This window comes from Methylobacterium indicum (genome assembly GCF_001043895.1).
GTDB classification, from domain to species: domain Bacteria; phylum Pseudomonadota; class Alphaproteobacteria; order Rhizobiales; family Beijerinckiaceae; genus Methylobacterium; species Methylobacterium indicum.
Genome location: NZ_JTHF01000024.1, coordinates 20,692 through 47,605, shown reverse-complemented (window position 1 = coordinate 47,605; position 26,914 = coordinate 20,692). Strand labels below are relative to the sequence as shown.

General features: G+C 73.0%; 22 protein-coding genes. 12 read left to right on the top strand and 10 right to left on the bottom strand.

Annotation, left to right across the window (positions count from 1 at the left end; all coding sequences use genetic code 11):
• Positions 1-47: 47 nt before the first annotated feature.
• A complete protein-coding gene (locus QR78_RS03520) occupies positions 48-1,466 on the bottom strand; it encodes a M20 family metallopeptidase (RefSeq protein WP_048426107.1) in 1,419 nt (472 codons plus the stop codon).
• Between the two features lie 275 nt (positions 1,467-1,741).
• Here QR78_RS03520 and QR78_RS03515 point away from each other — a divergent pair, with 275 nt between their 5' ends.
• The 4 genes from QR78_RS03515 to QR78_RS03500 all read left to right on the top strand — a co-directional run bounded on the left by QR78_RS03515 (position 1,742) and on the right by QR78_RS03500 (position 7,507).
• The gene (locus tag QR78_RS03515) at positions 1,742-3,550 is read left to right on the top strand and encodes a peptide ABC transporter substrate-binding protein (RefSeq protein WP_048426106.1); all 1,809 of its coding nucleotides are present in this window, start codon (positions 1,742-1,744) and stop codon (positions 3,548-3,550) included.
• Between the two features lie 10 nt (positions 3,551-3,560).
• Complete coding sequence (locus tag QR78_RS03510) at positions 3,561-4,520, top strand: ABC transporter permease (RefSeq protein ID WP_048426105.1); 960 nt, start codon at positions 3,561-3,563, stop codon at positions 4,518-4,520.
• Complete coding sequence (locus tag QR78_RS03505) at positions 4,486-5,415, top strand: ABC transporter permease (RefSeq protein WP_048426104.1); 930 nt, start codon at positions 4,486-4,488, stop codon at positions 5,413-5,415. Before QR78_RS03510 ends, QR78_RS03505 begins: the two co-directional genes overlap by 35 nt.
• 241 nt (positions 5,416-5,656) lie before the next feature.
• A complete protein-coding gene (locus tag QR78_RS03500) occupies positions 5,657-7,507 on the top strand; it encodes an ABC transporter ATP-binding protein (RefSeq protein WP_048426103.1) in 1,851 nt (616 codons plus the stop codon).
• Positions 7,508-7,526: 19 nt separating this feature from the next.
• Here QR78_RS03500 and QR78_RS03495 read toward each other — a convergent pair whose 3' ends face one another.
• The 3 genes from QR78_RS03495 to QR78_RS34800 are packed head-to-tail and all read right to left on the bottom strand — an operon-like array spanning position 7,527 to position 11,733.
• A complete protein-coding gene (locus tag QR78_RS03495) occupies positions 7,527-9,851 on the bottom strand; it encodes a TonB-dependent receptor family protein (protein ID WP_048426102.1) in 2,325 nt (774 codons plus the stop codon).
• A gap of 58 nt (positions 9,852-9,909) precedes the next feature.
• Positions 9,910-11,322: a PepSY-associated TM helix domain-containing protein gene (locus tag QR78_RS03490; RefSeq protein WP_048426101.1), complete on the bottom strand. Its 1,413-nt coding sequence runs from the start codon at positions 11,320-11,322 to the stop codon at positions 9,910-9,912.
• 48 nt (positions 11,323-11,370) lie between these two features.
• Positions 11,371-11,733, bottom strand: a complete 363-nt coding sequence (locus QR78_RS34800) for a hypothetical protein (RefSeq protein ID WP_048426100.1) — start codon at positions 11,731-11,733, stop codon at positions 11,371-11,373.
• A gap of 589 nt (positions 11,734-12,322) precedes the next feature.
• Here QR78_RS34800 and QR78_RS03480 point away from each other — a divergent pair.
• Positions 12,323-12,841, top strand: coding sequence for a hypothetical protein (locus QR78_RS03480; protein ID WP_053220776.1), 519 nt, complete (start codon positions 12,323-12,325; stop codon positions 12,839-12,841).
• A gap of 1 nt (position 12,842) precedes the next feature.
• Here the strand turns inward: QR78_RS03480 and QR78_RS03475 are convergent, their stop codons facing one another.
• The gene (locus QR78_RS03475) at positions 12,843-13,790 is read right to left on the bottom strand and encodes a 2-hydroxyacid dehydrogenase (RefSeq protein WP_048426099.1); all 948 of its coding nucleotides are present in this window, start codon (positions 13,788-13,790) and stop codon (positions 12,843-12,845) included.
• 13 nt (positions 13,791-13,803) lie between these two features.
• Positions 13,804-15,015: a pyridoxal phosphate-dependent aminotransferase gene (locus tag QR78_RS03470; RefSeq protein WP_048426098.1), complete on the bottom strand. Its 1,212-nt coding sequence runs from the start codon at positions 15,013-15,015 to the stop codon at positions 13,804-13,806.
• Between the two features lie 186 nt (positions 15,016-15,201).
• Here QR78_RS03470 and QR78_RS03465 point away from each other — a divergent pair, with 186 nt between their 5' ends.
• Positions 15,202-16,002 (top strand): alpha/beta hydrolase, encoded by an 801-nt coding sequence (locus tag QR78_RS03465; RefSeq protein ID WP_244276383.1) that lies wholly within the window; start codon positions 15,202-15,204, stop codon positions 16,000-16,002.
• 228 nt (positions 16,003-16,230) lie between these two features.
• Here QR78_RS03465 and QR78_RS03460 read toward each other — a convergent pair whose 3' ends face one another.
• The 3 genes from QR78_RS03460 to QR78_RS03450 form a co-directional block, all read right to left on the bottom strand.
• Positions 16,231-17,682, bottom strand: coding sequence for a heme biosynthesis protein HemY (locus QR78_RS03460; protein ID WP_082171707.1), 1,452 nt, complete (start codon positions 17,680-17,682; stop codon positions 16,231-16,233).
• 119 nt (positions 17,683-17,801) lie between these two features.
• Positions 17,802-20,138, bottom strand: a complete 2,337-nt coding sequence (locus QR78_RS35820) for a COG4223 family protein (protein ID WP_048426097.1) — start codon at positions 20,136-20,138, stop codon at positions 17,802-17,804.
• Between the two features lie 117 nt (positions 20,139-20,255).
• Positions 20,256-21,068, bottom strand: coding sequence for a uroporphyrinogen-III synthase (locus QR78_RS03450; protein ID WP_048426122.1), 813 nt, complete (start codon positions 21,066-21,068; stop codon positions 20,256-20,258).
• 211 nt (positions 21,069-21,279) lie between these two features.
• Here QR78_RS03450 and tsaD point away from each other — a divergent pair, with 211 nt between their 5' ends.
• The 6 genes from tsaD (at position 21,280) to QR78_RS03420 (ending at position 25,966) form a co-directional block, all read left to right on the top strand.
• Positions 21,280-22,341, top strand: a complete 1,062-nt coding sequence (gene tsaD, locus QR78_RS03445; RefSeq protein ID WP_048426096.1) for a tRNA (adenosine(37)-N6)-threonylcarbamoyltransferase complex transferase subunit TsaD — start codon at positions 21,280-21,282, stop codon at positions 22,339-22,341.
• A complete protein-coding gene (locus QR78_RS03440; RefSeq protein ID WP_048426095.1) occupies positions 22,338-23,222 on the top strand; it encodes a GNAT family N-acetyltransferase in 885 nt (294 codons plus the stop codon). The genes tsaD and QR78_RS03440 overlap by 4 nt, the downstream gene beginning before the upstream one ends.
• Positions 23,219-24,232, top strand: coding sequence for an NAD(P)H-dependent glycerol-3-phosphate dehydrogenase (locus tag QR78_RS03435; protein WP_048426094.1), 1,014 nt, complete (start codon positions 23,219-23,221; stop codon positions 24,230-24,232). Before QR78_RS03440 ends, QR78_RS03435 begins: the two co-directional genes overlap by 4 nt.
• A 159-nt stretch (positions 24,233-24,391) precedes the next feature.
• A complete protein-coding gene (locus QR78_RS03430; protein ID WP_048426093.1) occupies positions 24,392-24,811 on the top strand; it encodes a YeeE/YedE family protein in 420 nt (139 codons plus the stop codon).
• Entirely contained in the window at positions 24,808-25,263 is a 456-nt protein-coding gene (locus QR78_RS03425; RefSeq protein ID WP_048426092.1) for a DUF6691 family protein, read from the top strand. The genes QR78_RS03430 and QR78_RS03425 overlap by 4 nt, the downstream gene beginning before the upstream one ends.
• A 268-nt stretch (positions 25,264-25,531) precedes the next feature.
• Positions 25,532-25,966, top strand: a complete 435-nt coding sequence (locus tag QR78_RS03420) for a GlcG/HbpS family heme-binding protein (RefSeq protein ID WP_048426091.1) — start codon at positions 25,532-25,534, stop codon at positions 25,964-25,966.
• A 21-nt stretch (positions 25,967-25,987) separates the two neighbouring features.
• Here QR78_RS03420 and QR78_RS03415 read toward each other — a convergent pair whose 3' ends face one another.
• Complete coding sequence (locus tag QR78_RS03415; protein WP_048426090.1) at positions 25,988-26,800, bottom strand: pentapeptide repeat-containing protein; 813 nt, start codon at positions 26,798-26,800, stop codon at positions 25,988-25,990.
• Positions 26,801-26,914 lie beyond the last annotated feature (114 nt).

Genomic DNA, 26,914 nt, shown 5'->3' with positions numbered 1-26,914 from the left:
AAAGGGTTCTCCTGCCTAACCCAGCGGACGCGACGCGGCGAGCCGCTTTACCCCACGGACATCGTGAGCGGCGGCTGCACCTCCGCCGGCAGCGGCGAGACGTAGCCCTCGGGCCCGGTGCGGGCCTTGAGGTCCGCTTTCGCCGCCTCGCGCAGGGACGCGTCGGTGGCGAGCCGGGCGCCGAGCGCCGCCATGGCTTTGGCCACCTGCACCATCGCCTTGTGGGCCGCCGGGGTCTTGCCCTGCGCCACCACCTGCCAGGTGTGGAACGGGGTACCGACCGCCACCGTCGGGGCGTGGGCCTGCACGGTCGGCACCACCCAGCTCACGTCGCCGACGTCGGTCGAGCCGATCGCCGGGTTGCGGTTCGCGTCGAGCGGCACCAGGAAGTCGGCCAGCGGCGCGTCGGTCACCGGGAGGCCGATGGTGCGGTAGACGGCCGCGATGTCCTGCGGGGTGAGCGTGCCCTGGATCTCGCGGGCGAAGGCCCGGTCGGAATCGTCGAAATGGGGGGCGCCCAGATCCTCCATGACCCCGTGCAGGGCCTCCTCCAGCGGAGTGTTGCCGACGAGGTTCGAGACCGCGCTGACGATGCGCACCTCCACGCGCGTCTCGGTCATCAGGGCCGCGCCCTCGGCGATCTTGCGCACCCGGGCGACGAGGTCGCGCATACCGGGAAGGTCGCGGGCGCGAATCGAGTAGCGCACCCGGGCATGCGCCTGGACGACGTTCGGGGCGATGCCGCCGGTGTCGAGATAGGCGTAGTGCACCCGCGCATCGCTCGGCATGTGCTCGCGCATGTAGTTCACGCCGACATTCATCAGCTCGACCGCGTCGAGGGCCGAGCGGCCGAGATGCGGGGCCGCCGCCGCGTGCGAGGCGCGGCCGGTGAACACGAAGTCGGCGCGGGTATTGGCGAGCGAGAGCGGCGGCGAGACCTCCCAGAAGCTCGACGGGTGCCAGGTGACGGCAGCGTCCGCATCCGAAAACAGCCCCTCGCGGACCATGAACGCCTTGGCGGCGCCGCCCTCCTCCGCCGGGCAGCCGTAATAGCGCACGCGGCCGGGGAGCCCCTGCTCGGCGAGCCAGTCCTTGAGGGCGGTGGCGGCGAGCAGTGCCGCCGAACCGAGCAGGTTGTGCCCGCATCCGTGGCCGTGGCCACCCTGCTGGACGGGAGTATGGGCCGCCACGCCCGCCTCCTGGCTGAGCCCCGGAAGCGCATCGTACTCGCCGAGAAACGCGATGACGGGACCGCCCTCCCCGGCCTCGCCGATGACGGCGGTCGGAATGCCGGCGGCTCCCTGCGTCACGCGAAAGCCCTGATGACGCAGCTCGGCGGCGTGCGCGGCGGCCGAGCGTTCCTCCGTGTAGCAGACCTCCGGCGTGCCCCAGACCTCGTCCGAGAGGGCGATCAGCCGGGCCTTGTGGGTGTCGACCTGGCGCCAGACGGCGTTGCGGTTGTCCATGGGGTTCACTCCCTCGCGGGCCCTGCGGCGGGCCGCCTTGCGGGCGAGCCTCATGCAGGCGGCGCGCCGGCTCAAGCGCGGCGGGAGCGGATGTGGCGCGCGCAGCCGGAATAGCTTGGATCGACGCGCGGCGTGGGGCAAGTGGCCCGGGCTTTGCCTGATGGAATCTCGTTAGTGCTAACAACTAGTGCTGATTTTTGCAGAGCCGCTTGTAAGGACAAGCGGCGGGCGCGATGCTGATGGCCGCGAGAGGCCAGCCAGAAGGGTGTTTGTCGATGACCGAGCGTGGCGTAACCGAGCATGACCTGCGCGCGCTGATCGGCGAGGTGAAGGACGGCAGCCTGTCGCGGCGCGGTTTCGTGGGCCGGATGCTGGCGCTCGGCCTCACCGCTCCGATGGCCGGGATGATGCTCGCCCAGAACGGCGTCGCCTTCGCGGCGAGCCCCTTGCGCGACGCCTACAAGCCGACCAAGGCCGGCGGCGGCGGGCCGCTGAAGCTGCTGTTCTGGCAGGCCGCGACCCTGATCAACCCGCATTTCGCGGTCGGCACCAAGGACCAGGAGGGCTCGCGGATCTTCTACGAGCCGCTGGCGGCCTGGGACGCCGACGGCAACCTCTTCCCGATCCTGGCCGCCGAGATCCCCTCGAAGGAGAATGGCGGCGTGGCGGCCGACGGCTACTCGGTCACCTGGAAACTGAAGCCGAACGTGAAGTGGCACGACGGCAAGCCCTTCACCGCCGACGACGTGGTGTTCACCGCCGAATACGCCGCCAACCCGGCCACCGCCGCGGTGACCGGCGGCAGCTACATGAACGTCAAGGTCACGAAGGTCGATGATCTGACGGTGAAGCTCACCTTCAAGGAGCCGACCCCGTTCTGGGCCGATGCGTTCGTGTCGAGCGCCGGGATGATCATCCCCAAGCACGTCTTCGCGGATTACAACGGCGACAAGTCCCGCGACGCGCCGGCCAACCTCGCGCCGGTCGGTACCGGCCCCTACAAGTTCAGCGAGTTCCGCCCCGGCGACATCCTGCGCGGCGTGCGCAACCCGGATTACCACGTCCCGAACCGGCCGTTCTTCGATTCGATCGAGATGAAGGGCGGCGGCGACGCGGTCTCGGCCGCCCGCGCCGTGCTTCAGACCGGCGAGTACGACTATGCCTGGAACATGCAGGTCGAGGACGAGATCCTCAAGCGGCTCGAGGCCGAGGGCAAGGGCCGGGTCAAGATGGATTACGGCGGCAACCTCGAGTTCCTGCTGCTCAACGCCACCGATCCGAACGTCGAGGTCGACGGCGAGCGCGCCTCGCTCAAGACCAAGCACCCGGCCTTCTCGGATCCGGCAGTGCGCAAGGCGATGAACCTGCTCGTCAACCGGGCGGCGATCCAGCAATTCATCTACGGCCGCACCGGCCGGGCCACCGCCAACGTGTTCAACGGCCCGGCGCCCTTCGTGTCGAAAGGCACCTCCTTCGCCTTCGAGCCCGACAAGGCGGCGCAGATCCTCGAGGACGCCGGCTGGAAGAAGGGGAGCGACGGCATCCGCGCCAAGGACGGCAAGAAGCTGAAATTCGTCTTCCAGACCTCGATCAACGCGCCGCGCCAGAAGACCCAGGCGATCATCAAGCAGGCCGCCCAGAAGGCCGGCATCGACATGGAGCTGAAGTCGGTTCCAGGCTCTGTGTTCTTCTCCTCGGATGTCGCGAACCCGGATACCTATCCGCATTTCTACGCCGACATGGAGATGTATACCTGGAACATGACGCAGGCCGATCCGGCGGTGTTCGCACTCCAATACGTCTCCTGGGAAGCCGCCACCAAAGCCAACAAGTGGCAGGGCCGCAACATCTGCCGGATGCAGAACCCGGACGTCGACGCCGCCTACAAGGCGGCGCAAAGCGAACTCGACCTCGTCAAGCGGGCCGCCCTGTTCGTCAAGATGAACGACCTGGTGGTGGCCGACTACGTCCTGCCGCTGCTCCACCGCGCCCAGGTCTCGGCGATCAACGGCAAGCTCGAGGCGCCGGCGAGTGGGTGGGACAACTCGCTGGCCTTCCTGGCCGAGTGGTACAAGCAGGCGTAACGAACCCCCGATGGGAGCCTATCTCCTCCGCCGCCTGCTGATCGCGATCCCGAGCCTGCTCGGGATCAGCCTCATCCTGTTCACCGTCCTGGCGCTGGCGCCCGGCGACCCGTTCGGGGAGCTGGCCACCAACCCCAACGTGCCGCCGGAGGTACGCGAGGCCCTGCGGCTGAAATTCGGCCTCGATGACCCGATCCTGGTGCGCTACCTGCATTGGCTGACGGCGATGCTCCAGGGCGACTGGGGCTTCTCCTTCGCCAGCCGGGTCGATGTCGACGAGTTGATCCTGCAGCGGCTGCCCACGACCCTGTTCGTGGTCGGCTCGTCGCAGGTGCTGGCGCTGCTCATCGCCGTGCCGGTCGGCATCCTGGCGGCGATCCGGCCCTACTCGGTCTTCGACCAGGTCGCCAACACGCTCGCCTTCATCGGCTTCTCGCTGCCGACGTTCTTCACCGGCCTCTTGTTCATCCTGCTGTTCAGCCTCACCCTCGACTGGCTGCCCTTCGTCTACCAGGCCGACATCTCGGCCACCGGCTGGCGCTGGGCCTGGGAGCACGTCCGGCAGGCGATCATGCCGGTCTGCGTGCTCGGCTTCTTCCAGGCGGCGTCCTACACCCGCTACGTCCGCGCCTCGGTGCTCGACGTGGCGCGCCTCGACTACGTCACCACCGCCCGGGCCAAGGGCCTGTCGGACGGCACCGTCACGGTCCGGCACATCGCCCGCAACGCCCTGATCCCGGTCGTGACGCTGGTGGCGCTCCAGATCCCGGCGGTGTTCGGCGGCGCCATCGTCACCGAGCAGATCTTCCGGATTCCCGGCATCGGCTCGCTCCTCATCAACGCGATGCTCGCCAACGACACGCCGGTGGTGATGGCCGTCACCTTCGTGTTCGCCTGCCTCGTCGTCCTGTTCAACCTCGTCGCGGACCTCCTCTATGGCTGGCTCGACCCTCGCATCTCCTACCGCTGAGGCGGCCGCCCCCGCGCCGCCGGCGGCGTCGGGGCGGGACACCTGGCGGCGCTTCCGCCGACACCGCCTCGCGGTGGTCAGCGTCGGGGTGCTGGGCTTCCTGGTGCTGGCGGTCGTGGTCGGCGGCTGGGTCTGGCCGGTGGCGATCGACGAGATCGACTTCGCGGCCACCCTCCAGGGCCCGTCCTGGGCCCACCCGCTCGGCACCGACGATCTCGGCCAGGACCTCCTGGCCCGGATGATCTATGGCGGGCGGATCTCGCTCGCCGTGGGCTTCGCCGCCATGGTGGTGGCGACGCTGGTCGGCGTCGTGGTCGGCGCGCTCGCCGGCATGTCGCGGCGCTTCCTCGACCCGTTCCTGATGTGGCTGACCGACCTGTTCCTGTCGCTGCCGCAGCTGCCGCTGCTCCTCCTCATCATCTACCTCTTCCGCGATCAGCTGAAGCAGGTCTTCGGGGTCGAGGGCGGGGTCTTCGTGATGATCGTCGCGGTGATCGGGGGCCTGCGCTGGATGCCGGTGGCCCGCCTCGTCCGGGCGCAGTTCCTGAGCTTGCGCGAGAAGGAGTTCGTCGAGGCCGCGCGCTCGCAGGGCGCGACCGCCTGGCACCTCGTCACCCGCCACATCCTGCCGAACGCGATCGGGCCGGTGATCGTCGCGGCGACGATCGAGGTCTCGTCGGCGATCATCGCCGAATCGACCCTGTCGTTCCTAGGTCTCGGCTTCCCGCCCGATATCCCGACCTGGGGCCGGCTCCTCTACGACGCCAAGGACCACCTCGACGTGGCGCCGCACTGGGCGCTGTTTCCGGGCGCCGCGATTTTCTTGACCGTGCTGTCGATCAACTTCATCGGCGACGGCCTGCGCGACGCGCTCGATCCGCGGCGGGTGTTGTAGTGCTCACAGCCTCACCCTTTCCCGGACGACTGTAGCGAAGCGGAAGGAGATCCGGGATCCAGCATGAAAATTCGCGAAGCGTCCTTATGTCTGCAACGGTGCAGCATACGGCGCTGCTTCGCAGCACATTCTCTGCTGGATCCCGGATCTCCTTCCACTTCGTTGCAGTCGTCCGGGAAAGGGGGAGCGTATGTGAAGGCTCGACCCCGCCTTTCGACCGAAACCCATTGAGGGGACACCCATGACCACCCCGATCCTCTCGGTCCAGGACCTCACCGTCGCGTTCCGCTCCGAGCAGGCCTGGCGCCCGGTGGTGCACGGCGTCTCGTTCGACATCGGCCCCAAGGAGACGGTCGCCCTCGTGGGTGAATCGGGCTCCGGCAAGAGCGTCACGGCGATGTCGATCATGCGGCTCACGCCGCGCGACGCGACCCGCACCGGCGGCCGGGTGCTGCTCGAGGGCCGCGACCTCCTGCGCCTGCCGGACGCCGAGATGCGGCGCATCCGCGGCGATGACGTCGCGATGATTTTTCAGGAGCCGATGACGAGCCTGAACCCGGTGCTCACCGTCGGCTTCCAGATCGGCGAGGCGCTGCGGCTCCACCGCGGGATGTCGCATGGAGAGGCCGAGGCCGAGACCGTCCGGCTGTTCGACAAGGTGCGCATCCCGGCCGCCGCCTCGCGGGTGCACGACTACCCGCACCGCTTCTCCGGCGGCATGCGCCAGCGGGTGATGATCGCCATGGCGCTCGCCTGCCGGCCCAAGCTCCTCATCGCCGACGAGCCGACGACGGCGCTCGACGTGACGATCCAGGCCCAGATCCTCGACCTCATCAAGCTCCTCCAGGAGGAGGAAGGGATGTCGGTCCTCTTCATCACCCACGACATGGGGGTGGTGGCCGAGATCGCCGACCGCACGGTGGTGATGGTCGAGGGCCGCGCCGTCGAGACCGGCGCCACCGAGCAGATCTTCCGCCGCCCGGCCCACCCCTACAGCCGCGCGCTGCTCGCCGCCGTGCCGCGCCTCGGGGCGATGCAGGGCACGGAACGGCCGGCCCGGTTCGAGATCGTCGACCGGGCCACCGGCGAGCCGGAGGCGGCGCCACCGCTCCCCGACACGGTGCGCGAGGGCGAGCGGCCGGTGCTCGAGGTGAAGGGGCTCACCACCCGGTTCGACATCCGCGGCGGCCTGCTCTCGCGGGTGCGCGGCCGGGTCCACGCGGTCGAGGCCGTGTCCTTCGCGGTCCGGGCGGGCGAGACCCTGGCCCTCGTCGGCGAATCGGGCTGCGGCAAGTCCACGACCGGCCGCTCGGTGCTGCGGCTGATCGAGCCGGTCGCCGGCGCGGTGCTCCTCGACGGCGAGGACGTCCTCGGCCTGTCGCCCTCTGCGCTCCGCGCCACGCGCCGGCGGATGCAGATGATCTTCCAGGATCCCTTCGCCAGCCTCGACCCGCGGATGAGCGTCGGCGCCGCCATCGCCGAGCCGCTGCTGATCAACCGCCTCTGCTCGCGCGGGGAGGCGCGTGCGCGTGCCGCCGACCTGCTGCGCCGGGTCGGCCTCAAGCCCGAGATGGCGAGCCGCTTCCCGCACGAATTTTCCGGCGGCCAGCGTCAGCGCATCTGCATCGCCCGCACGCTGGCCCTCGAACCCCGGCTGATCGTGGCCGACGAATCGGTCTCGGCGCTGGACGTCTCGGTGAAGGCGCAGGTGGTGAACCTGATGCTCGACCTTCAGGCCTCGCTGGGTCTGGCCTACCTGTTCATCTCGCACGACATGGCGGTGGTGGAGCGGGTGAGCCACCGGGTCGCCGTGATGTATCTCGGCGAGATCGTCGAGATCGGTCCCCGGGCGGCGATCTTCGGCGCGCCCCAGCACCCCTACACGAAGAAGCTGATGGCCGCCGTGCCGGTGCCCGATCCGGGCCGGCGCCGCCAGCTCCACGCCGTGCGCAGCGACGAGATCAAGAGCCCGATCCGCCCGGTCGACTATGTCCCGCCCGAGCGGATCTACCGCGAGGTCTCGCCCGGCCACGTCGTGCAGGTCTGGGGCCCCGAATGGGAGGCCCCGGGCGCCATGGCGGCGGTGGCCTGACGCTCGGTCGCCCGGCGCGTCAGAACGCCAGCTTCATCCCCCCGACGACGCTGCGCGGCGCGCCCGCGAAGATCGAGCCGGTGGTGGTGGCGAGCACCCCCGCCCCGTTCTGCAGCCCGGTCGCCGCGCTGATCGAGTTCGCCAGCGGCTGGGCCGAGGCGATGTAGGTCGTGTCGAGGATGTTGCGCACCTCGACGTAGAGGCTGAGGCGCTTGGCGTAGGACCCGACGAGGTCGGTGTCGTAATGGAGGTTGGCGTTGAGGAGCGTGTAGCCCGGCGCCTTCAGCTGGTTGGCGTTGTCGAGGAAGAAGCCGTCCTGGTAGACCGCCTCGACGAAGGCGCCGAGCCCCTTCAGCGGCCCCGTCGGCTGGTTGTAGCCGATGCGGGCGAGGAGCTGGTGGGCCGGTACCCCCGGGATCAGGCGCCCGGCCCGGTCGAACCGCGCCGTCAGGCTGCCGGCGCTCAGTTGCTCGACGTAGCGGGTGTAGAACTGGTCGTTGAGGCCGTAGGCGGCGGTCGCCCGCCAGCCGGGCGAGAACGCCCATTCGGCCCCCGCCTCGATGCCGCGATGCTCGGAGGCCGGGGCGTTGAAGGTGTAGCTGAGGAGCCCCGCCCCCGGCGACTGCGTGACGAGCTCGTTGCGGAAGAACTCGTAGAAGCCGGTCAGGCTGAGGCGCAGCTCCGGCAGCGGCGACCAGTCGACCCCGAGGTCGACGCCGAGGTTGGTCTGGGTGCGCAGGTCGGTGTTGTTGCCCGGCACGCCGGCCGGGGTGACGAAGAGCTGGCTTGCCGCCGGCGTCGCATAGCCGGTGGCGACGCGGCCGCGGAACGCCAGGGTGTCGTCGGGCCGGTAGACCAGTGCCAGTTCCGGCGCGACGTTGAGGAAGCTGCGGTCGATGTCGGCGAGCGCGGTCTTCGTGCCGTTCGCCGAATACGTGTAGGTCAGGGTCCGGCCCTTGAGCCAGGTATTCTCGGCCGAGATGCCGAGCACGCCGGTCCACTGCTCCGACAGCGCAACCTCGGCCCGCGCGCGGCCGCCGAGATTCGACTGCGCCGCCTCCTGGTTGCTCGCGAGCGCGCCGAGGCGCGGCCCGAGATAGGGCGCCCGGTTGAACAGCGAGATGTAGTTGTCGATGGCGCTGTACGAGAGCGCCGCGTAGCCCACCGTCGGCAGGCCGAACACTTCGCCGCGATGCGTTATGTCCGACAGGACGGTGTAGGACGGATAGCTGCCCCGCGAGGAGGTCGTGTAGAATGGCTGGTTGAAGTTGCGCTCGTCGAAGCCGACCTGCGTGCGCCAGGTCGTGTTCGCGTCGATGTCGTGCTCCCAGCGCGCCGCGATGATCGTGCGCCGGTCGTTGCGGCCGAAGGCGCCCTCGGAGGCCGTCACCGGCACGGTGGCGCCGAAGGCGCCGTTCCGCAGGAGGTTGACGGTGGTGCAGCCGGGCGCCGCGGTGGCGGCGCTGGCGCAGCCGCGCTGGTAGGGGTTGATCCGGTACTGCGCCAGGGACGAGCGGGCGGGAAGATCGGCCTCCAGCGTGTTGTTGATCACCTTGAGGGTGAAGCGGTTGTCGGGGCTGGGCGTGTAGCTCGCCAGCAGGTTCACCGTCTGGGTGTCGGCGCTGGCGTGGTCCTGGTAGCCGTTGCTGCGAAAATCGCTGGCGAACAGGCTGACCTCGTAGGGCCCGCTCACGCCGCCGACCGTGAAGTACCGGCTCAGGGTGCCGAAGCTGCCGGCATCGACCCCGACCTCATAGCCGTCGATCTCCCGGCCGGTGCGGGTGCGGAACGCGATCGCCCCGCCGGTGGCGTAGTTGCCGAACAGGGGCGATTGCGGCCCGCGAAAGACGTCGATGCGCGAATAGGCCCGCGGATCCGTGATGTCGAAGCGCGAGGCGCCGTCGGGCTGGGTGACGACGAAGCCGTCCTCCAGCACCACCATGTTCTTGATCACGCCGGTCGAGCGGGCGTTGTTGCCGCGGATCGACACCACGACGTCGCGGGGCCCGTTGCCCTGGCGGACGGTGACGCCGGGACTGTTGACGAGCACCTGCGCGACGCTGGTCGCCGGCCGGTTGGCGATCACGTCCCGCCGGCCGATCGCCGTGACGATCTCGCCGACCGGGCGCTCGATCACGCTCGGGGCGGAGCCGGGCGGTGCCGCGACCCCGAAGGCGGGCGTCGAGGATGGATTTGGGGACGCCGCCGCGCCCGCGACCGAGATCTCGTCGAGGGCGATGGTGTCCTGTGCGACGGCAACCTGGGGAAAGGCGGCACCGGGGATGGTGGCGAGCAGCAGGGCGAGCGCGCGGGGGCGCAGGCCGGAACCGGAGGGGCGCGGCATCGAAACGAATCTCGGGACGAGGATGCGAGGGCCCGGCGCGGGTCGCGCCGGCGTCGGATCAGGCGGCGGCGGGGCGCCGGGATGTGCGGCGCAGGCCCATGAACGCGGCGTCGAGCGCGATCATCGCGAGGATCGCCAGCCCGGTGAGGGGAAAGACGATTCCGAGCGCGACGACGATCCCGGTGACGCCGCCGACGACCCGGCGGTTCCCGGGCCAGGGTGGCACGCCGAGGCGCCCGGCGGGCCGGCGCTTCCACCACATCACCGCGGCGCTCGCCGCGAGCAGGATCGTGGCGAGGCAGAAGGCCAGCATGAGGAGCTGGTTCACCCGCCCTGCGAGCTCGCCCTTGTGGAGCCCGATCCCGTACTGGATGCCGCGCCCGACGAGGCCGATATCGCCGAAGCGCACATCGACCAGCGGCCGGCCGCTATACTGGTCGAGGGTGATCATCCGCTGGCGCGTGACGTCGCGCGGATAGGCGGCGGCCGCGTAGACCCCGGCCGGGCCCTCCGGCAGGGCGAGCTCGTAGCCCGCCGGCATGCCGAGCCCGGTCATGATCGCGACGGCCCGGTCGATGCCGATCGGAACCCCATCCCGTCCGGGAGACCGTCCTTCCGAGCGCGGCAGCGGCGCGGCTTCCAGCGCCCAGCCCGCCGTGTCGAGAACCTCGCCCATCGGCACGGTCGAGACCGGCACCCGGGCCCAGAGAGCACTGGGCTGGCCGAGCCCGGCCCGGTTCGAGATCGCCCGGACCTGATCGCCCCACAGGATCGACCATGGCAGCCCGGTCGTCGCGAGGAACAGCAGGCCCGCCCCGGCGACGAAGCCCGTGACCGCGTGCAGATCGCGCCACCACACCCGCCGCCGCGGCGTCCCGCGCACGGTGACGACCCCGCCCCCCTGCCCGCGGGGCCACCACAGATAGATTCCGCTCAGGACCAGGATCACCGTGAAGCCGGCGACGACCTCGATCAGTCCGTTCGCCACCGGGCCGAAATAGGCCAGGCTGTGGAGGCGGCGCACCACCATCATCGCCTCGGCGTCGCGCCCGACCCGGTCGAGCACCGCGCCGTCATAGGGGTCGAGATAGACGAGCGTCCTGCCCTGCGGCCCGGCCATGGTGACGATCGCCGCCCGGTCGGGGGCGTCCGGGCTCGCGAACGTCTTCGGCGCGGCATCCGGCACCGCCTCGGCGGCGATGAAGATCAGCCGCTCGGGCGAGAGCGGCGGCGTCGCGCGCACCGGCACCACCGTGCGGTAGGCAAACAGCGTCCGGTTGATCTCGTCCTTGAACAGGTAGACCGAGCCGGTGGCCGACAGGAGGATCAGGAACGGCAGGCAGAGAAGGCCGGCATAGAAGTGCCAGCGCCAGACCGCGCGGTAGAGCGCGTCGCGCAAGGCGCCTCCCTGCGGGGGAACGCCGCGCGAGGACGCGCGCCCCGCGGCGGGAGCGGCGGAGAATGTGGACATGGGGTTGGGGATCCGAACAGGCGGGCGATCGATGGCGAACGGGATCGATCAGGCCTGCGGCGGTCCCCTCGGGCTGGCGATGCGGTCGGGCGGCGCCCGGGCCGGGACCTCGTCGGCGGCGGGCGGAGCGTGTTCGGGCGGGCGCGGGCCGTCCCAGGCGAACCCGAAGGCGAGGAGGACCGGGACCGCGAGGGCGACGTGATGGGCCGCGACGCAGCAGGCCAGGGCGCAATGCGTGCCGGTCCGGGGCGAGCCGTCGCCCGCATCGTGCTGGCAGATCACCGCGCCGGAGGCCGCGACGGCCGGCACCGGCGCGAGCGCGCCGAACAGAGCCTGCAGGCATAGCGCATAGAGCGCGACCACCGCGATGGTCGCGCGGCCGATCGATCGTTGCGGCGAGGCCCTGCGCATGATCGCCGGTTAAGCCCTGCGACCCGGAGGCGTCAATGGCGAAGGTCGGGCCGCACGCGAGCTCCCGGCGATCTTTTCCGGGTCTTCCCGATGTCCGTCATCTCGCACGACATGGTTGGCAGGCGGTCGAGACAATGTCTCCCGCGCGCTCGACCGCATCCCGGGATGGGGCCGCCGGGAGCCTCATCGGACATCTCCACATCATCGCGTTTTCCGCAGATCGTGCTTGGCGACAGATCGCTCCTCGGTCGATCGAGGTTTCACCGGGGAACCGCGACGTTAAGGGGGAAGTCAGAGGCTCAGGCGGTTGCGGCGTCTCGTCGGCGGCGATGTCCGGTGCGGCTGAATCTCGCTCCCTCCTCACGGTTCCTCCGTAGAGCCTTGCCGTCGCGGCCACGGCCGGACGCATGGCCCCAATGTCTAGGGCACGATCGTTCCGTCCGTGACACACCGATATCGGCGGAAAATGGTTCCTTCCCCAAGGGCGATGGGGCCGATATCTGCCAGATTTAATCGTCAATTAACCACGATGAGCGAGGCTTGCGACGGAAATTCGGGGCGACCCGGCTGGAGCGACGGGACGGACGTCATGGGAGTCGATTTCTTCGCCAGCCAGCGCGCGGCGCGGCGGAGCGCCTGTGAGGATCGCTCCTCGCCGGAGGGCCACCCGCATCTCGCGGCGGTGATCCGGTCGGTCGTCGAGCGCCACGCGGAGAGCGGCCTGGGCTCCATCGATCGCCGCTCCCCGCCCCGGGACTGGGACCGGCTGATCGCCCAGGTCCAGACCGCCGCGCGGATCGTCGAGGAGACCGATGCGGAGATCCGGCGGCGCGAGGCGCAGGCCCGGAGCCTCCTGCGCAGCGCCCATAAGCGGCTCGACGAGGCGAGGCAGCGCATCGACGAGGCCGAGGAGCGGGCGCGAAGGATCGAGACCGGGGCGGATGCCCGGGTCGCCGCCGCCGAGGAGCGGGCGCGCCAGGCCGAGGATGCGGCCCGCAGCGCCCTGGCCTGGCTCCAGCGCGCGAACCGCCCAGAGCAGGCCCGGTCCCCCGACGAGCTGGCGGTCGTGATCCCGCCCCTGCCCCCGGTCCTGCGGCGGGTGGCCTGAGCTAATACCCCCGCGCCACGTCGACGGAAGCGGGGATGCGCCCCGTCGCCCGGTAGGCCCGCACGTTGCCGGCGACGACCGCCGCCGCGCTGCCCGGCGTGGTCGGCCCGGAGATGTGCGGCAGCACGGTCACGCCCGGATGGCGCCACAGGCGCGAATCCGGCGGCAGCGGCTCGACCGAAAAGACGTCCAGTACCGCGTGCGAGACCCGGCCTGTATCGAGGGCGGCGACGAGCGCGTCGGTATCGACGATCGCGCCGCGGCCGAAATTGATCAGTGCCGCCCCGGGCCTCATCGCGGCGAAGCGCCCGGCATCGAGGAGGCCGCGCGTCTCCTCGGTGAGCGGCAGCAGGCAGACCGCGATGTCGCTCGCCGCCAAGAGGTCCGGCAAGCCCTCCGGCCCGGAATAGGCCGTCACCTCCGCCGGCACGGGCTTGGGCGCGCGGGTCCAGGCCGCGACCCGGAACCCCGCCTGCACCAGCCGCGCGGCCGCCGCGCTCCCGAGCGCCCCGAGGCCGAGGAGCCCGACCCGGACCTCGCCCGGCGGACGGTAGGCGAGCTGGCGCCAGGTCGCGGTCTCCTGCTGGCGCCGGTAGGCCGGCATGTCGCGCTGCAGGTAGTAGGTCCAGGCGAGCACCGCTTCCGCCATGGTGCGGGCGAGTTCGGGATCGATGAGCCGCACGATCGGCGCGGTCCCCGGACCGAGGTCGCGCACCAGACGCTCGACCCCGGCCCACAGGCTCTGGATCCAGGCGAGGTTCGGCAGCAGCGCCACCTCGGCCGGATCGGGATTGGCCACGATGGCGATCCGCACCGTTGCGCGCTCGTCGGGCGTGAGCGTGCGGAACGGCCGGATGGTTTCCTCCGGCAGAGCGGCGCCGAGGGCGGCGAGGAAATCGGCCTCCTCGTCGGGATCGAGATTGCCCAGGAACGCGATCGGCTCGGACATCGGGGGCCCTTCTTCAGCGGCCGAGGACGGCGGAGAGCCGCGCCACCGCCTCCCGGGCGAGGCCGGGGCTGATGGCGAAGCATAGGCGGATGAAGCCCTCGCCCTCGGGCCCGAAGGCGGTCCCGGGCGCGACGCCGACCTTGGCCTCGGCCAGGAGCCGGAAGGCGATCGCGAGGCTGGTCTCCTCCGGCCGCGGGGTGCCGGGGCCCGCGACCCGGGCCATCAGGTAGAAGGCCCCCTCCGGCACCGACACGGTGATGCCGGGCAGCCGCGACAGGCCCTCGACCAGGATCTCGCGGCTCTCGGCGCAGCGGCCGACCATCTGGCGGATGAAGCCGTCGCCCTCCTCCAGGGCGGTCACGGCGGCATGCTGGATGAAGGTCGGGATCGAGGTGGTGTTGTACTGGCCGAGCTTGGCGAAGGTGGGGGCCAAACCCCGCGGCGCGATGAGCCAGCCGGCGCGCCAGCCGGTCATCGCCCAGTTCTTCGAGAAGGTGTTGGTGACGATCAGGCGGTCGTCCTCGGTGCAGATCTGCAGGAAGGACGGCGCGATGGCGTTGCCGTAGGCGAAGTGGGCGTAGACCTCGTCGGCGACGATCCACAGCCCCCGCGCCCGGGCGAGGTCGCGAAGGGCCTTCATCTCGTCGAGCGGCATGATCCAGCCGGTCGGATTCGAGGGCGAGTTGACCACGACGGCGCGGGTGCGTGGCGTCAGGGCGGCCTCGATGTCGGCGAGCGGCAGGGCGAAGCGCCCGTCTCCCTGCACCCGGTACGGCACCGTCACCGGCACGCCGCCGGTGATGCGCACGGCCTCGGCGAGGTTGGGCCAGGCCGGCGAGGGAATGACGATCTCGTCGCCGGGCTCCAGCAGCGCCTGGGCCGCCTGCATGATGGCGTTCATGCCCCCCGCCGTCACGGCGAAGCGCTCCGGCGGCACGTCCACGCCCCAGTGCCGGGCGTGGTAGGCGCTCAGGGCTTCGCGCAGGCGCGGCAGGCCGAGCGAGGTGGCGTAGCGGGTATGCCCGGCCAGCATCGCCTTGTGGGCGGCCTCGACGATGAAGGGCGGCGTCGGCAGGTCGCCCTCGCCGATCCACAGCTTGACCACCTCGGGATCGTCCCGGCCCCGGTCGGCGACGAGGCCGATCTGGCTCGTGCCGATGCCCTGCATCCGCGGCGACAGGGTACCGGCGAGGTCCGGCGGCGTGGCGGTCTCCGCATGGGTCATCGGCGGCTCGTGCCCTCGTTGGTTCAAGCGTGTCGGTCACCCCTCCATAGCACCGGTACTGCGGCGCGCGAGCCGCGTCCCGCGCATACATCGCGGTGGACCCGGGCCGTTCCGCCGCTACAACGTGGCAAGAACGAACAAACTCAAGAACGAACAAACTCGAGAACGATCCGGAGGACACAGCGCGTGACGGTCAATCGCAGAACGGCCCTGGCGGGCGTCTCCCTGGCGGCGGCGGCCCTGGCGCCGGGCGCGGCGCAGGCGCAAGGCGCGGCTTCGAAGACCTACGTCCTCGTCCACGGCGCCTATGGCGGCGGCTGGATCTGGCGCGATGTGGCGGCGGGCCTTCGCGGCCGCGGGCACCGGGTCTTCACGCCGACGCAGACCGGGCTCGGCGAGCGCAGCCACCTCCTGTCGCGCCAGATCACGGTGGACACCCATATCGACGACGTGGCGAGCGTCTTCGCCTTCGAGGACCTGCGCGACGTCGTGCTGGTCGGGCATTCCTACGGCGGCATGGCGGTGACCGGGGTCGCCGACCGCCTCACCGACCGCATCCGCCACGTCGTCTATCTCGACGCGCTGATCCCCGAGACCGGCGACACCGCCTTCACGATCCTGCCCGCCGGCATGGCCGACGCGCGGCGCAAGGTGGCGCTGGAGCAAGGGGCTGGGGTGGCCCTGCCGGTACCCGGCCCGGAGGCGTTTCCGATTCCGGCCGGCCCGGCCAAGGACTGGTTCATGCAGCGCCTGCGGCCGCACCCGATCGGCACCTACGAGAGCCCGGTGCGGCTCTCCAAACCCGCCGGTGCCGGCCTGCCGGTGACCTATGTCGCCTATACCAACCCGGCGCTCGCCGCGATCGAGCCGAGCCGGCAGCGGGCGCGGGCGAAATCCGGCTGGACCTACCGCGAACTGGCGGTCCCGCACGACGTCGAAGTGCCCCACCCCGAGACGGTCGTCGAGCTCCTGGCGGGGATCGGCTAAGCAGATTTCGCCGAAGTGGGTACCGGTTCGGCGCAGAAAATCTGAGATAAAGCCATAGTCTCGACAGACTTGCGTTGGCCTACCAACGCAAGTCTGTTTAGGGCCGCGCGTCCTGGGCGAGAGCCGGGGCTGAGCGTCGCCCGATCCGGGGCCGGGCGGCGTCCTCGGTCTGTGCCGCAACCGGACGCCCCCGCCCGGATGCGACGCCGCCCATCGTCCGCGGCGCGGTCAGCGCCCCGGTCCGACCACCTCCGGCATCGTCACCGGCACCGGCACCACCGCCGGGCCCGAGGCACCGGAGGCCAGGGTGTTGATGGTGCCGGTCTTCGGGGCGGCGGTCCCATTGGTCGCGCCGGGCGCGGACGCGTGGGCCGGGCCCGCGGAGGCGCGGCCCAGGAGATCGGGCGGGGTCTGCCAGACGAAGGCGTCGAGGCGGCCGCTCACCGGGGAGACCGGGGCCCAGCGGTCGGAGACGAGGCCGTCGGCGCACCAGGCCGGGTCGCGGGCCGCGCGGGCCGCGCGGGCCTGCCACTCGCGGGCCTTGCCGGAGGACGCGCCGTGCTCGGCCTCCTCGATCTCCGCCATCGTCTCGTAGGCACGCACGGTCGGCTGGTCGGCGAGCAGCGGGCTGAGCACGTCGCGGGCCCGGGCAAATTCGCGGGCGTCGAGCGCCGCGCGGGCGATGGCGAAGCGCGATTCCGGATGCCACGACGAGATCCGGGCCAGCGTCTCGGCGCGGGCGAGGCGGTCGCGGCTCGAATCACCGGTGCGCAGGTCGAGATAGACCCGGGCGAGGTCCGGATGCGGGCCGGCGCGCCAGGCCGCCTCGACCACCCGGGCGCCGCGCTTGAGATCGCCGCGGCGGGCGAAGAGGCGCCCGGCGAGGGCGGCGGCCGGCACCAGGTCGGGGGCGAGCTTCACCGCCTCCCGGGCCTGGGCGAGCGCGCGCTCGGGATCCCCGGCCTCGAGGTCGAGGGCGCTGGCGGTGAGCAGCACGGCGCGCTGGCGGCGCATCGCCGCCTTGTCGGAGAGGCCGAGCGCGGCGCGGCGCGACACGGTGTCGAGGGCGCCGGCCCAGTCGCGGTCGGCGCACTGGCTTTCCATCACCGCCTCATTGGCCCAGGTCACGCTCGGGGCGAGGCGGGAGGCCTCGATGGCGTAGGCGCGGGCCGTGGTCTCGTCGTCCTGGCGCCGGGCCTCGACGAAGAGGCCGCGCAGGCCGAGGACCCGGGTCTCGGGATCGTCGACCATGCGCTGGAAGGCGCGCTCGGCCCCGGCGCGGTCGCCCGAGATCTGGGCGGCCTGGGCGGTCAGCAGCAGGGCGAGCGGCTCGTTGCCGAGCAGGCGCTCGGCCTCGCCGGCATGGCGGCGCGCCGCGACCGGGTCGCCGGAGCCCACCGCCACCATGCCGCGCGAGAGCGCGTTGTAGCCGCGGGCCTGGCGCCGGCGCCGGCTCGACAGGGTCAGCCGCTCGGGCAGGTTCAGGATGCCGCGGGCGAAGGCCCAGATGAAGCCGAGCACCACGGCGAGCACCATGACGCCGACGAGGGCCGCCGCGAGACTGGTCGCCAGCTCGTAGCCGCCCCAGGTCACGGTGACCACGCCGGGCCGGTCGGCGAGCCAGACCGCCCCGTAGGCGGCGAGGGCGAGGAGTGCCACGAAGGCGAGTGCGCGCCACATCGGTCCATCAACTCCAGAAAGCCGCGCTGCCGCACCGGGCGCGCGAGGGGGCGTCGATCGAGCCCCGGGAGGTTGCTTCCCGCGGCCGCCCGGGCAGGCGGCCGCACTGCGTCAGGTGGTCAGCGGGTCGCCGGACCCTGGATCGCCGCGAAGGCGGCGGCGAGCCGGGCCCGCGCCGCCTCGCCGGCGGCGGCCCGGGCCTTGAGGCGCTGGCCGACATCGCCGGCCTCCTGGCGGGTCTGCTCCGGCAGGGCGTCGAAGGCCTTGGCGGCATCCGCCACCGCGCCGCGGGCCAGCGCGTCCTGGACCTTGGCCACGCCGGCCTCGGTCGGATCGGCGGGGGTGCTCGCCGCCGGGGCCGCGCCCTCGCTGCCGACCTTGCGCACCGAGACGATCGACTCGGCCATGCTGGTCAGCCGGTCGGTGATGCTGCCGCGCTCCGCGACCGCCTTCTGCCGCGCGGCGAGCGCCGCGGCGTTCAGCTTGGCGGCGACGGGCTGGAAGCTCTGGGCGAGCGAGGCCGCGGTCGGGGCGCCGCTCTGGGCGAAGGGCTCGAGCGGCGCGAGCGCCCCGGCCTGGCCGGGATCGAGCTGCTTGAGGGTGGCGAGCGCGTCGGCATAGGGCGCCCCCGAGGCGAGCGCGCTGGCGATGCGGTCGGCGGCGACGACCCGGAGCGCCGCCTGGACGGTGCCGGCCTCGGCCCGGCCCTCGACCGACTTTGCGAGGTCGGCGAGGCGCTGGTCGACGGTCTTGGTGCGGGCGTCGAAGGCCTGCTGCAGCCCGTCCGCGCGCTGGTCGGCGGCCTTTGCCCGGGTGTCGAGGGCCTGGCGCAGCTCGTCGATGCGCTGGCCCAGCGCCTTGTCGGCCTGCTCCTCGGCGGCCGTACGGGTGCCGAGATCGGCCTGGAGCGCCTTCAGGCCCTTGTCGAGCCCGTCGAGGCGGCCGCGCAGGTCGGCGCCGTCGTTCCGGCCCTGGAGCGCCGTCACCGCCTGGGCGAGACCGTCGACCCGCTGGCGCAGGCCGGCATCGCCGCCGCCGCGGCCCTGGAGGTCGGCGAGCTGCTTCTCGATGCCCTGGAGGCGCGCCGGGTCGATGCCGGCGGCCGGCGCCGAGGTCGCGGGGGCTTGCGTCGCGGGAGCCTGCGCGGTGGGGGCCGTCTGACCGGCGGGAGCGGCCTCGGCCTTGCGCAGGGCCTCGTCGGCGCGCTGGGTCGCGGTCTTGGCGGCGGCATCGGCCGCCCGCACCGCGTCGGGGAGCGGTCGCACGGTCTGCTCGATCGAGGCGATGCGCCGGTCGAGGGCCTGGACGCTCTCGCGCGGGGCGAGGTCGGCGAGGCGTTGATCGAGCGGCACCGCGTCCTGCGCCTGCGGCGTCGCGGGCTTCGGCAGGTTGATGCCGTAGGCCGGGGCGTAGGTGGTGGCGCCGTAGAGGAGGCCCGCACCGACCACGCCGCCGAGCAGCGAGGCGGCGAGAAGCGAGCCGAAGCCGGCGCCCGAGCGGGCCGGGGTGGGGACGACCGGGGTCGCCGCCGTGGTCCTGGGGGGTTCCTTGGAGGTGTCCTTCGGTGGGACCGCACTCCCGGCGGCGGCGCCCGCCTGCGGGCCGGTCTTCGGCACCGTCGAAGGGCGTGCCCCGGTGGCGCCGGTCGCGCCCGTGGGGGCCGTGCCCGTCGCTCCGGCAACGGTCGTGCCGGTCGCGCCCACGGCCTTCGGGCTCGCCGGGTTCGGGCCGGAGCCCGCCGCGGCGGCGCCCGTCGTCGCGCCGGTTCCGGCGGTCGGGGCCTTGCTGTCGATCGCGGGCTTGATGCCGGGCACGCCGGCCGGCGAGGTGCCAGGCTTCGCGTCCGCAGCCTTCGTCTCACCCGGCTTGGTCTCGCCCGGCTTGGTTTCGCCCGGCTTGGCATCCCCGAGCTTGAGCGGCCCGCTGCCGGGGCCGGTGGCGACCGGAGGGGTGCCGGGCTTCGCGGTGCTCCCCGGCATGGCCGACGCCGCGGGTCCCGTGGACCCGGTCGATCCCGTCGCGCCGGGCTTGGTCTCCACCGCATTGGCGGCCTCGCCCGGCTTCGTCGCCGTGGCCGATCCCGTCGCCCCGCCCGTCGCCCCGCTCGGGCCGGTGGAACCGGTCGAGCCCGTGGGTCCCGTCGGGCCGCCCGTGGCGCCGGCCGGCTTCGCCGCGGACGCGCCGGACGCCGTTGCCGAGCCCGGTACGGTCCCGGTCGCGCCGGGCTTCGGCGCCTCGCCGCTCTTCGTCGGCTCGCCAGGACGCGCGGACGCCGCCGCGGGCGAAGAGGGCTTGCCCGCCTCAGCTTTGCCCGCCTCGGCCTTGCCCGGCTCGGCCTTCGGCGCGTCGGCGACGCGGGTGGCCTTCAGGTCGATGATCGGCCCATCCGCCGGGTTGCCGCCGCGCCCGCCGGAACGGTTGCGGGAATCCTTCTGGTCCTTGTCGGATGGGTTCACGGCGAAAGATCCTCACCTCTGGGTCGGGCCGGGAGTCCGCCGCGAAGGCGGGCCCGTCGGCTCGGCTGGAGCGCGTCCACGGGGCAGGATCCCGCCCGGGCGCTGATTCATCGTCCCTTAGCATCGGTCCCGGCCCGGGCGAAGGGCCGGCGACGCCTCTGCGTCACACTCCGGGTGGACGGAGGCGAGTCCGGCCATCAGGGCGTCCTCGTCGGGCCGCGCCGCGACCACATGGGACAGGATGCCGGCCGCGACCAGGGGCGCGGCGACGTCCGCCGACAGGCAATGGTGCACAAGGCGCCGAAATCCCGCTTCCCGGCCCGCCGCCCGGGCGAGACCGAGCGCCGTCGCGGCGCTGCGCCGCGAATAATGCAGGGCCGCGTCGAGGCTCCCGTCGACACGGTTCGCTTCGGCAAGGCCTCCTTCGGCGAGGCCCTGGTCGGCCAGGGCCGCCGCGACGGCCTCCGGCAGGGCCGGCAGGGGCGTGGCGGCATAGGCGACCCAGACCTTGAGGCGGTAGCCGCGGCGCCCGAGCGTCGCGGCCGGCTCGTCCTTGCGCTCGCGCCCGGCGGCGTGAAGGAGGCGCGCCCCGGGCGGCAGGGTGCGGCCGATCAGTCCGGCCAGCGCCGCGGCATCGCCCGCGGCCTCATGGACGGACTCGTGGACGGACCCGAGTCCCGCCGCCCGCGCGGCGGCCGCGGTGCGGCCTCCGACGCAATAGGCCGGCAAGGCCGCGAACCGCGTGCCCGCCACCGCCGGAATCGCGCTCGCGCTCGTCAGCACCAGGGCGTCGAAGGGACCGTCGGGCGGCGGCGCGCCGCTCGGCGCCAGGGCGAGGACGGGGGCGAGGAGCGGCCGGTGGCCGAGGGCGGCGACGCGCTCGGCGGTGCGGCGCCCGGCCGGCAGCGGCCGCGCGACCCAGACCCGCAGGGCGGTCCCGCCTTCCGTCGGCCCCGTCACGCCATCCTCCCCTTCCCGCGATCCGGCCCGCGCCCCCACCGGACCGATCGGCCGAACGGACACGATCGACCCGGCTGATACGTTCGACCCCTTGGCCGGCCCCGTGCCGGCGGGTTATCTGGTGGCACCATACCGGCCGCCGCGCGGCGTGCCAGCCCCCTCGCGAGACCACCCCCACGCCATGAACGTCCTCGGGATCGAGACCACCTGCGACGAGACCGCGGCCGCGATCGTGGCGGTGGAGGAGGATGGGCGCGCCGTCATCCGCTCCAACGAGGTGCTGAGCCAGATCGCCGAGCACGCCGCCTATGGCGGCGTGGTGCCGGAGATCGCGGCCCGCGCCCATGTCGAGGTGCTCGACCGCCTGGTCGCCCGGGCCCTCGACACCGCCTCTCTGCGGCTCGCCGACCTCGACGGCATCGCGGTGGCGGCGGGACCCGGCCTGATCGGCGGCGTGCTCGTCGGCCTCGTCACCGGCAAGACCCTGGCGCTGGTCGCCCGCAAGCCCCTCGTGGCGGTCAACCACCTCGAGGCGCATGCGCTGACCGCCCGGCTGACCGACGGCCTCGCCTTCCCGTACCTGCTGCTGCTGGCCTCCGGCGGCCACACCCAGCTCGTCGCCGTGAAGGGCGTCGGCGACTACGTGCGCCTCGGCGGCACCATCGACGACGCGATCGGCGAGGCCTTCGACAAGGTCGCCAAGCTCCTGGGCCTCGGCTATCCGGGCGGCCCCGAGGTCGAGCGCGCGGCCGAATCCGGCGACCCCGAGCGCTTCGCCCTGCCGCGCCCGATGCTCGGCCGGCGCGAGCCGAACTTTTCCCTCTCGGGCCTCAAGACGGCCTTGCGGATCGAGGCCGAGCGCATCGCGCCGCTCACCAACCAGGACGTCGCCGATCTCTGCGCCGGCTTCCAGGCGGCGGTGGTCGACGTGGTGGTGGATCGGGTGCGGGTGGCCCTGCGCGATTTCGGCGACGTCGCCGGCCATCCGACCGCGCTGGTCGCCGCGGGCGGCGTCGCGGCGAACGGAGCCCTGCGCCGGGCCCTCACCCACCAGGCGGGCGAGGCCGGCCTGCCCCTCGTCGCCCCGCCCCTGCCGCTCTGCGGCGACAACGGCGCGATGATCGCCTGGGCGGGGATCGAGCGCCTGCGCCTCGGCCTCACCGACGACATCACGGCGCCGGCCCGGCCGCGCTGGCCCTTCGCGCAGGCCCGGTCCGACGCCCGCTCCCCCGCGGCCGGATGAGCCCCGCGGAGGTCGAGGCACAGCGCCGCCGCTGGCGGGCCCTGGTGGACGAGCGCCTGCCCGAGGCGGCGGGCGGGCGCCCGGACTGGCCGGTCTCGCGCAACCACTGCTTTGCCCGCATCCTGCTCGACAATGCCTGCGGCGGGCCCTGGCGCGAGAGCGTCGCCCCACCCGCCTGGGCCAACATGCCGCCCGAGCGCCTCGACGTCGCCCTCGCCCTCGGCGAGGCGGTGCTGGCCGGCCGGCAGGACCTCGCGGTGCTCAACCACCGCTCGCTGCTGTGGCGGCGCAAGCGCCCGGTGCCCCAGCCCCCCGCGAGCCTGCCCGGCGACGGGTTCGCGCTGCGGCGCTGGCGGCTGACCGACGACGCGCCCTTCGCGGCGCTCTGCGCCGACCCGGCGGTGATGCGCTTCTTCCCCGCGCCGAAGACCGCCCGGGAGAGCCAGGCGGAGGCGCGGGCGCTCGCCCGGCGCTTCGAGGAGGACGGGTTCGGCCCCTGGGCCGTCGAGGCCCCGGAGGGGTTCGTCGGCTTCGTCGGCTGCTGGCGGCCGGCCCGGCCCCTGCCCCTCGGCTCGCTGATCGGCCGGGAGGCCGGCCTCGTCGAGATCGGCTGGCGGCTCGCCCGCCCGGCCTGGGGCCGGGGCTTCGCGGTCCGCGGCGCTCGCCTCGCCCTCGCCGACGCCTTCGCCCGCTGCGCCCTGCCCGAGATTTTTGCCTATACCGCCAGCCTCAACGAACCGTCCTGGCGGGTGATGGAGCGGCTCGGCATGGCGGCGGTCGGCGGGTTCGACCACCCGGCCCTGCCCGAGGGCCACCCGTTGCGGCCGCACCGGCTCTACCGGCTGGCGGCTGCGGATTTCCTTGCCGGAGATGCAGCATGAGCACCCTCGGGCCGACGACCACCGTCGGACCGGTCGCAGTCCTGGGCGGCGGCGCCTGGGGCACGGCGCTCGCCAACGCGGCGGCGGCCTCCGCGCCGCGGCGGGTGACGCTGTGGATGCGCGACGGCGAGGCCGCCGCCGCCATGGCCCGTTCGCGCGAGAATGCCCGCCACCTCCCCGGCGTGACGCTGCACCCGGGCGTCGCGCCCACGGCCGACCCGGCGGACCTCGCCGGGGCCGAGGCGGTGCTGGTGGTGACCCCGGCCCAGACCCTGCGCGGCGTGCTGACGGGTTTGCGTCCCCACCTCGCGCCGGACGCCGCCCTGATCCTGTGCGCCAAGGGCATCGAGCGCGGCACCGATGCGTTCATGACCGACGTCGCCGCCGAGGCCGCGCCGGGAGCAACCCTGGCGGTGCTGTCGGGCCCGAGCTTCGCGGCGGACGTCGCCCGCGGTTTGCCCACCGCCGTGACGCTCGCGAGCCGCGACGGGGCGCGTGCCGCCGCCCTCGCCGCCGCCCTGTCGGGGCCGACCTTCCGGGTCTATCACGGCAGCGACCCGCGCGGCGTCGAGATCGGCGGGGCGGCCAAGAACGTGCTCGCCATCGCCTGCGGGGCGGTGATCGGGCGCGGCCTCGGCGAGAGCGCCCGCGCCGCCCTCGTTGCCCGCAGCTTCGCCGAATTGATGCGCTTCGCCCGCGCCTGGGAGGCCCGGCCCGAGACCCTGATGGGGCTGTCGGGCCTCGGCGACCTCGTGCTCAGCGCAGCCTCCGCGCAATCGCGCAACTTCGCCTTCGGCGAGCGCCTGGGACGCGGCGCGAGCCTCGAGGACGCGGCCGGCGGCAAGCTCGCCGAGGGCGCCCTGACCGCCTCCGGGCTGGTGGCGCTGGCCCGGCGCCGCGAGGTCGAGATGCCGGTGGCCGAGGCGGTGGCGGGCCTCGTCGCCGGCACGCTGCATCTCGACGAGGCCGTCGCCGGCCTGCTCAGCCGGCCGCTGCGCGCGGAGGAATGATACCGACGCTCGTCGAAACGACCATGGGTTCCGGTCTCGGATTGTCGCCGAGCGTGTGGCCCGGCATCGACGATGCGAGATCGACAGGACGGATGATCCGAGACCCGGCCGGATGCCGTCCGGCTCTCGCGAACCGGAGCAAGACAGGAGATTCCTCCCGTGACGGCCTACCTCGATCCCCTCGCCGGCGGCGCCCTGATCGGCGCCGCGGCGGCGCTGCTGCTGCTCGCCAACGGTCGCATCGCGGGCATCAGCGGCATCCTCGGCGGTCTGGCCGGAGCGGAGGCCCGCGACCGGGCGTGGCGGCTGGCCTTTCTCGTCGGGCTCCTCGCCGGTCCGGTCCTGTACCGCCTCGTCTCCGGCGACTGGCCGGCTGTCGGCAGCGTTGCGTCCTGGCCGGTCCTGGTGCTGGCCGGCCTCCTCGTCGGGTTCGGGACGCGGCTCGGCTCCGGCTGCACCAGCGGGCACGGGGTCTGCGGCCTCGCCCGGCTGTCGCCGCGCTCGTTCGCGGCGGTCGCGACCTTCATGGCCTGCGCCATCCTCACCGTCTTCCTCGTCCGGCACGGACTGGCCCGATGAGCGCCCTCCGCCTCCTCGCCGCCGTCGCGAGCGGTCTGCTGTTCGGCCTCGGCCTCGCCCTGTCGGGCATGATGGACCCACGCAAGGTCCTGGGTTTCCTCGATCTCGCGGGCGCCTGGGATCCGAGCCTCGCCTTCGTGCTCGCCGGGGCGGTCGGCGTCTCGGCGCTGGGCACCCTCGCCCGGACGCGCATGGCGCACCCCGTCCTCGCGGCCCGCTTCGCGGTGCCGGAGAACCGGCGGGTGGATGCCCGGCTGCTCGCCGGCGCCGCCCTGTTCGGCATCGGCTGGGGGCTCGCCGGCTTCTGCCCCGGCCCGGCCCTCGCCGGCCTCGTCCTCGGCCTGCCCGCGGTCGCCGTGTTCGTCGCCGCGATGCTCGCCGGCATGGCGCTCCATCGGCTCACCATGGAGCGCCGGCCCGGCGCGGATCGCGGGGCGAGGCCCGCGGCGTGAGACGGAGCGGGGCCCGGCGCCGCCAAGCAGACTTGCATTGGCAGGCCACCGCTTCGCCCGCTCAGGTTGTTGTCTTGTCGCAGATTTCGCCGAAACGGTGTCCGCTTCGGCGAAATCTGCTTAGGTGTCCGGCCCACGCCGATCGTTCCTGTCGGGTCTCGTGGACGAAGGTCCGGGCTGACGCCGGCCCGATGATCACGAGAGTCGTCCGTCGAACCAGCGCGCCCTCCGTTCCGTCGGGGACGGCGGGCTTCCGGGAGAGACGCGCATGCATGTGACGATCGAGCAGGCCGAGACCGCCATCCGCGCCGCGCGGGAGAAGGCGGTCGAACTCGGCACGCAGATGTGCATCGCCGTCGTCGATTCGGGCGGCAACCTGAAGGCGTTCCACCGGATGGACGGCGCCTGGGTCGGCTCCATCGACATCGCGCACAAGAAGGCTAGGACCGCGGTGTTCTTCGGCATGAAGACCGGCGCGATCGGCGGTCTCTCGCAGCCCGGCGGCCCGCTCTACGGCATCGAGCACTCGAATGACGGGCTGATCACCTTCCCGGGCGGCATCCCGATCGTCGACGAGACCGGCGAGATGTCCGGTGCGATCGGCGTATCGGGCTCGTCGGTCGAGAACGACGACGCGGTGGCGCTCGCCGGGGCCCGGGCCATCGGCGACACCGAGTTGCCGGCGCATCCCTGGCGCACCTGAGCGGGACCTTGCCTCACCGGCTCACTCGGGCCGCCGCAGGACGGCGCGGTCGGCGTTGACGCGCTGCGCCCAGTCCCGGGCGCGATCCTGGCCCTTGAGGTCGACGAGCTTCGCCCCGCCGACATCGGCGCTGCGGAAGTCGGCGCCCGCGACCGTCGCGCCGGTGAGGTCGGCCCCCGACAGGTCCGCGCCGGTCAGCGCCACGTCGGTGAGGTCGGCGCCCGCGAGGTTGGCGAAGTCCAGCCGGGCCCGGCCGAGATCGGCCCCCGTCAGGTTCGCGCCGGACAGGTTCACCGAGACGAACACCGCCCGCATCAGGCCCATGGACTGGTTGCGCAGGTCCGCCCCGCCACGCAGGCCGACGAGCGTCGCGCCCCGCATGGTCGCGCCGCGAAAGTCCCCGATCGGCACGGCGCGGCTGAGGTCCGCCCCGGTCAGGTTCGCCTCCCGGGCGGTGATGCCGAACATCCGGGCGCCGACGAGCTTCGCGCCGGTCAGGTCGGCCTTGATGATCCAGGCCTGTTCGAGGTTGGCGCCGCTGAGGTCCGCGCCGCGCAGATTCACCCTGTTGAGCCGGGCGGTGCGCAGGTTCGCGCCCCGCAGGTCGAGCCCCGAGAGATCGAGGCCGGAGAGAGCCTTGTCGGAGAGATCGATCGGCCGGCCGGCGGCGCGGGCGATCAACGCCTCGACGTCGGCCCGGGTCATCTCGGCCCGGGTCATCGCCGGAGAGGCCATGTCGGCCCCGAGCAGCATGTCCTGCTCGGCGGGGGCCGGGCCGGTCCCGAGGAGGGCGAGGCAGGCGGCCAGTGCCGTCGTCGGGACGAGGCGTCGCATCGGTCACTCCCCTGAACCGCCCCGGATGCCCCGGTGGCCGATCGTCTGTGGGACGCTTCGATCGCGCCCGAACGAAACGATAGCGCGCTTCCGGTCCGTTGGGCGGGTCGTCGC

Coding starts and splice junctions, on each gene's coding strand:
- QR78_RS03515 (WP_048426106.1), top strand. CDS start 1,742: ATGACCGAGCGTGGCGTAACCGAGCATGACCTGCGCGCGCTGATCGGC.
- QR78_RS34800 (WP_048426100.1), bottom strand. CDS start 11,733: ATGCGCAGGGCCTCGCCGCAACGATCGATCGGCCGCGCGACCATCGCG.
- QR78_RS03425 (WP_048426092.1), top strand. CDS start 24,808: ATGAGCGCCCTCCGCCTCCTCGCCGCCGTCGCGAGCGGTCTGCTGTTC.
- QR78_RS03470 (WP_048426098.1), bottom strand. CDS start 15,015: ATGACCCATGCGGAGACCGCCACGCCGCCGGACCTCGCCGGTACCCTG.
- QR78_RS03505 (WP_048426104.1), top strand. CDS start 4,486: ATGGCTGGCTCGACCCTCGCATCTCCTACCGCTGAGGCGGCCGCCCCC.
- tsaD (WP_048426096.1), top strand. CDS start 21,280: ATGAACGTCCTCGGGATCGAGACCACCTGCGACGAGACCGCGGCCGCG.
- QR78_RS03415 (WP_048426090.1), bottom strand. CDS start 26,800: ATGCGACGCCTCGTCCCGACGACGGCACTGGCCGCCTGCCTCGCCCTC.
- QR78_RS03420 (WP_048426091.1), top strand. CDS start 25,532: ATGCATGTGACGATCGAGCAGGCCGAGACCGCCATCCGCGCCGCGCGG.
- QR78_RS03475 (WP_048426099.1), bottom strand. CDS start 13,790: ATGTCCGAGCCGATCGCGTTCCTGGGCAATCTCGATCCCGACGAGGAG.
- QR78_RS03490 (WP_048426101.1), bottom strand. CDS start 11,322: ATGTCCACATTCTCCGCCGCTCCCGCCGCGGGGCGCGCGTCCTCGCGC.
- QR78_RS03480 (WP_053220776.1), top strand. CDS start 12,323: ATGGGAGTCGATTTCTTCGCCAGCCAGCGCGCGGCGCGGCGGAGCGCC.
- QR78_RS03440 (WP_048426095.1), top strand. CDS start 22,338: ATGAGCCCCGCGGAGGTCGAGGCACAGCGCCGCCGCTGGCGGGCCCTG.
- QR78_RS03495 (WP_048426102.1), bottom strand. CDS start 9,851: ATGCCGCGCCCCTCCGGTTCCGGCCTGCGCCCCCGCGCGCTCGCCCTG.
- QR78_RS03435 (WP_048426094.1), top strand. CDS start 23,219: ATGAGCACCCTCGGGCCGACGACCACCGTCGGACCGGTCGCAGTCCTG.
- QR78_RS03460 (WP_082171707.1), bottom strand. CDS start 17,682: ATGTGGCGCGCACTCGCCTTCGTGGCACTCCTCGCCCTCGCCGCCTAC.
- QR78_RS03500 (WP_048426103.1), top strand. CDS start 5,657: ATGACCACCCCGATCCTCTCGGTCCAGGACCTCACCGTCGCGTTCCGC.
- QR78_RS03510 (WP_048426105.1), top strand. CDS start 3,561: ATGGGAGCCTATCTCCTCCGCCGCCTGCTGATCGCGATCCCGAGCCTG.
- QR78_RS03520 (WP_048426107.1), bottom strand. CDS start 1,466: ATGGACAACCGCAACGCCGTCTGGCGCCAGGTCGACACCCACAAGGCC.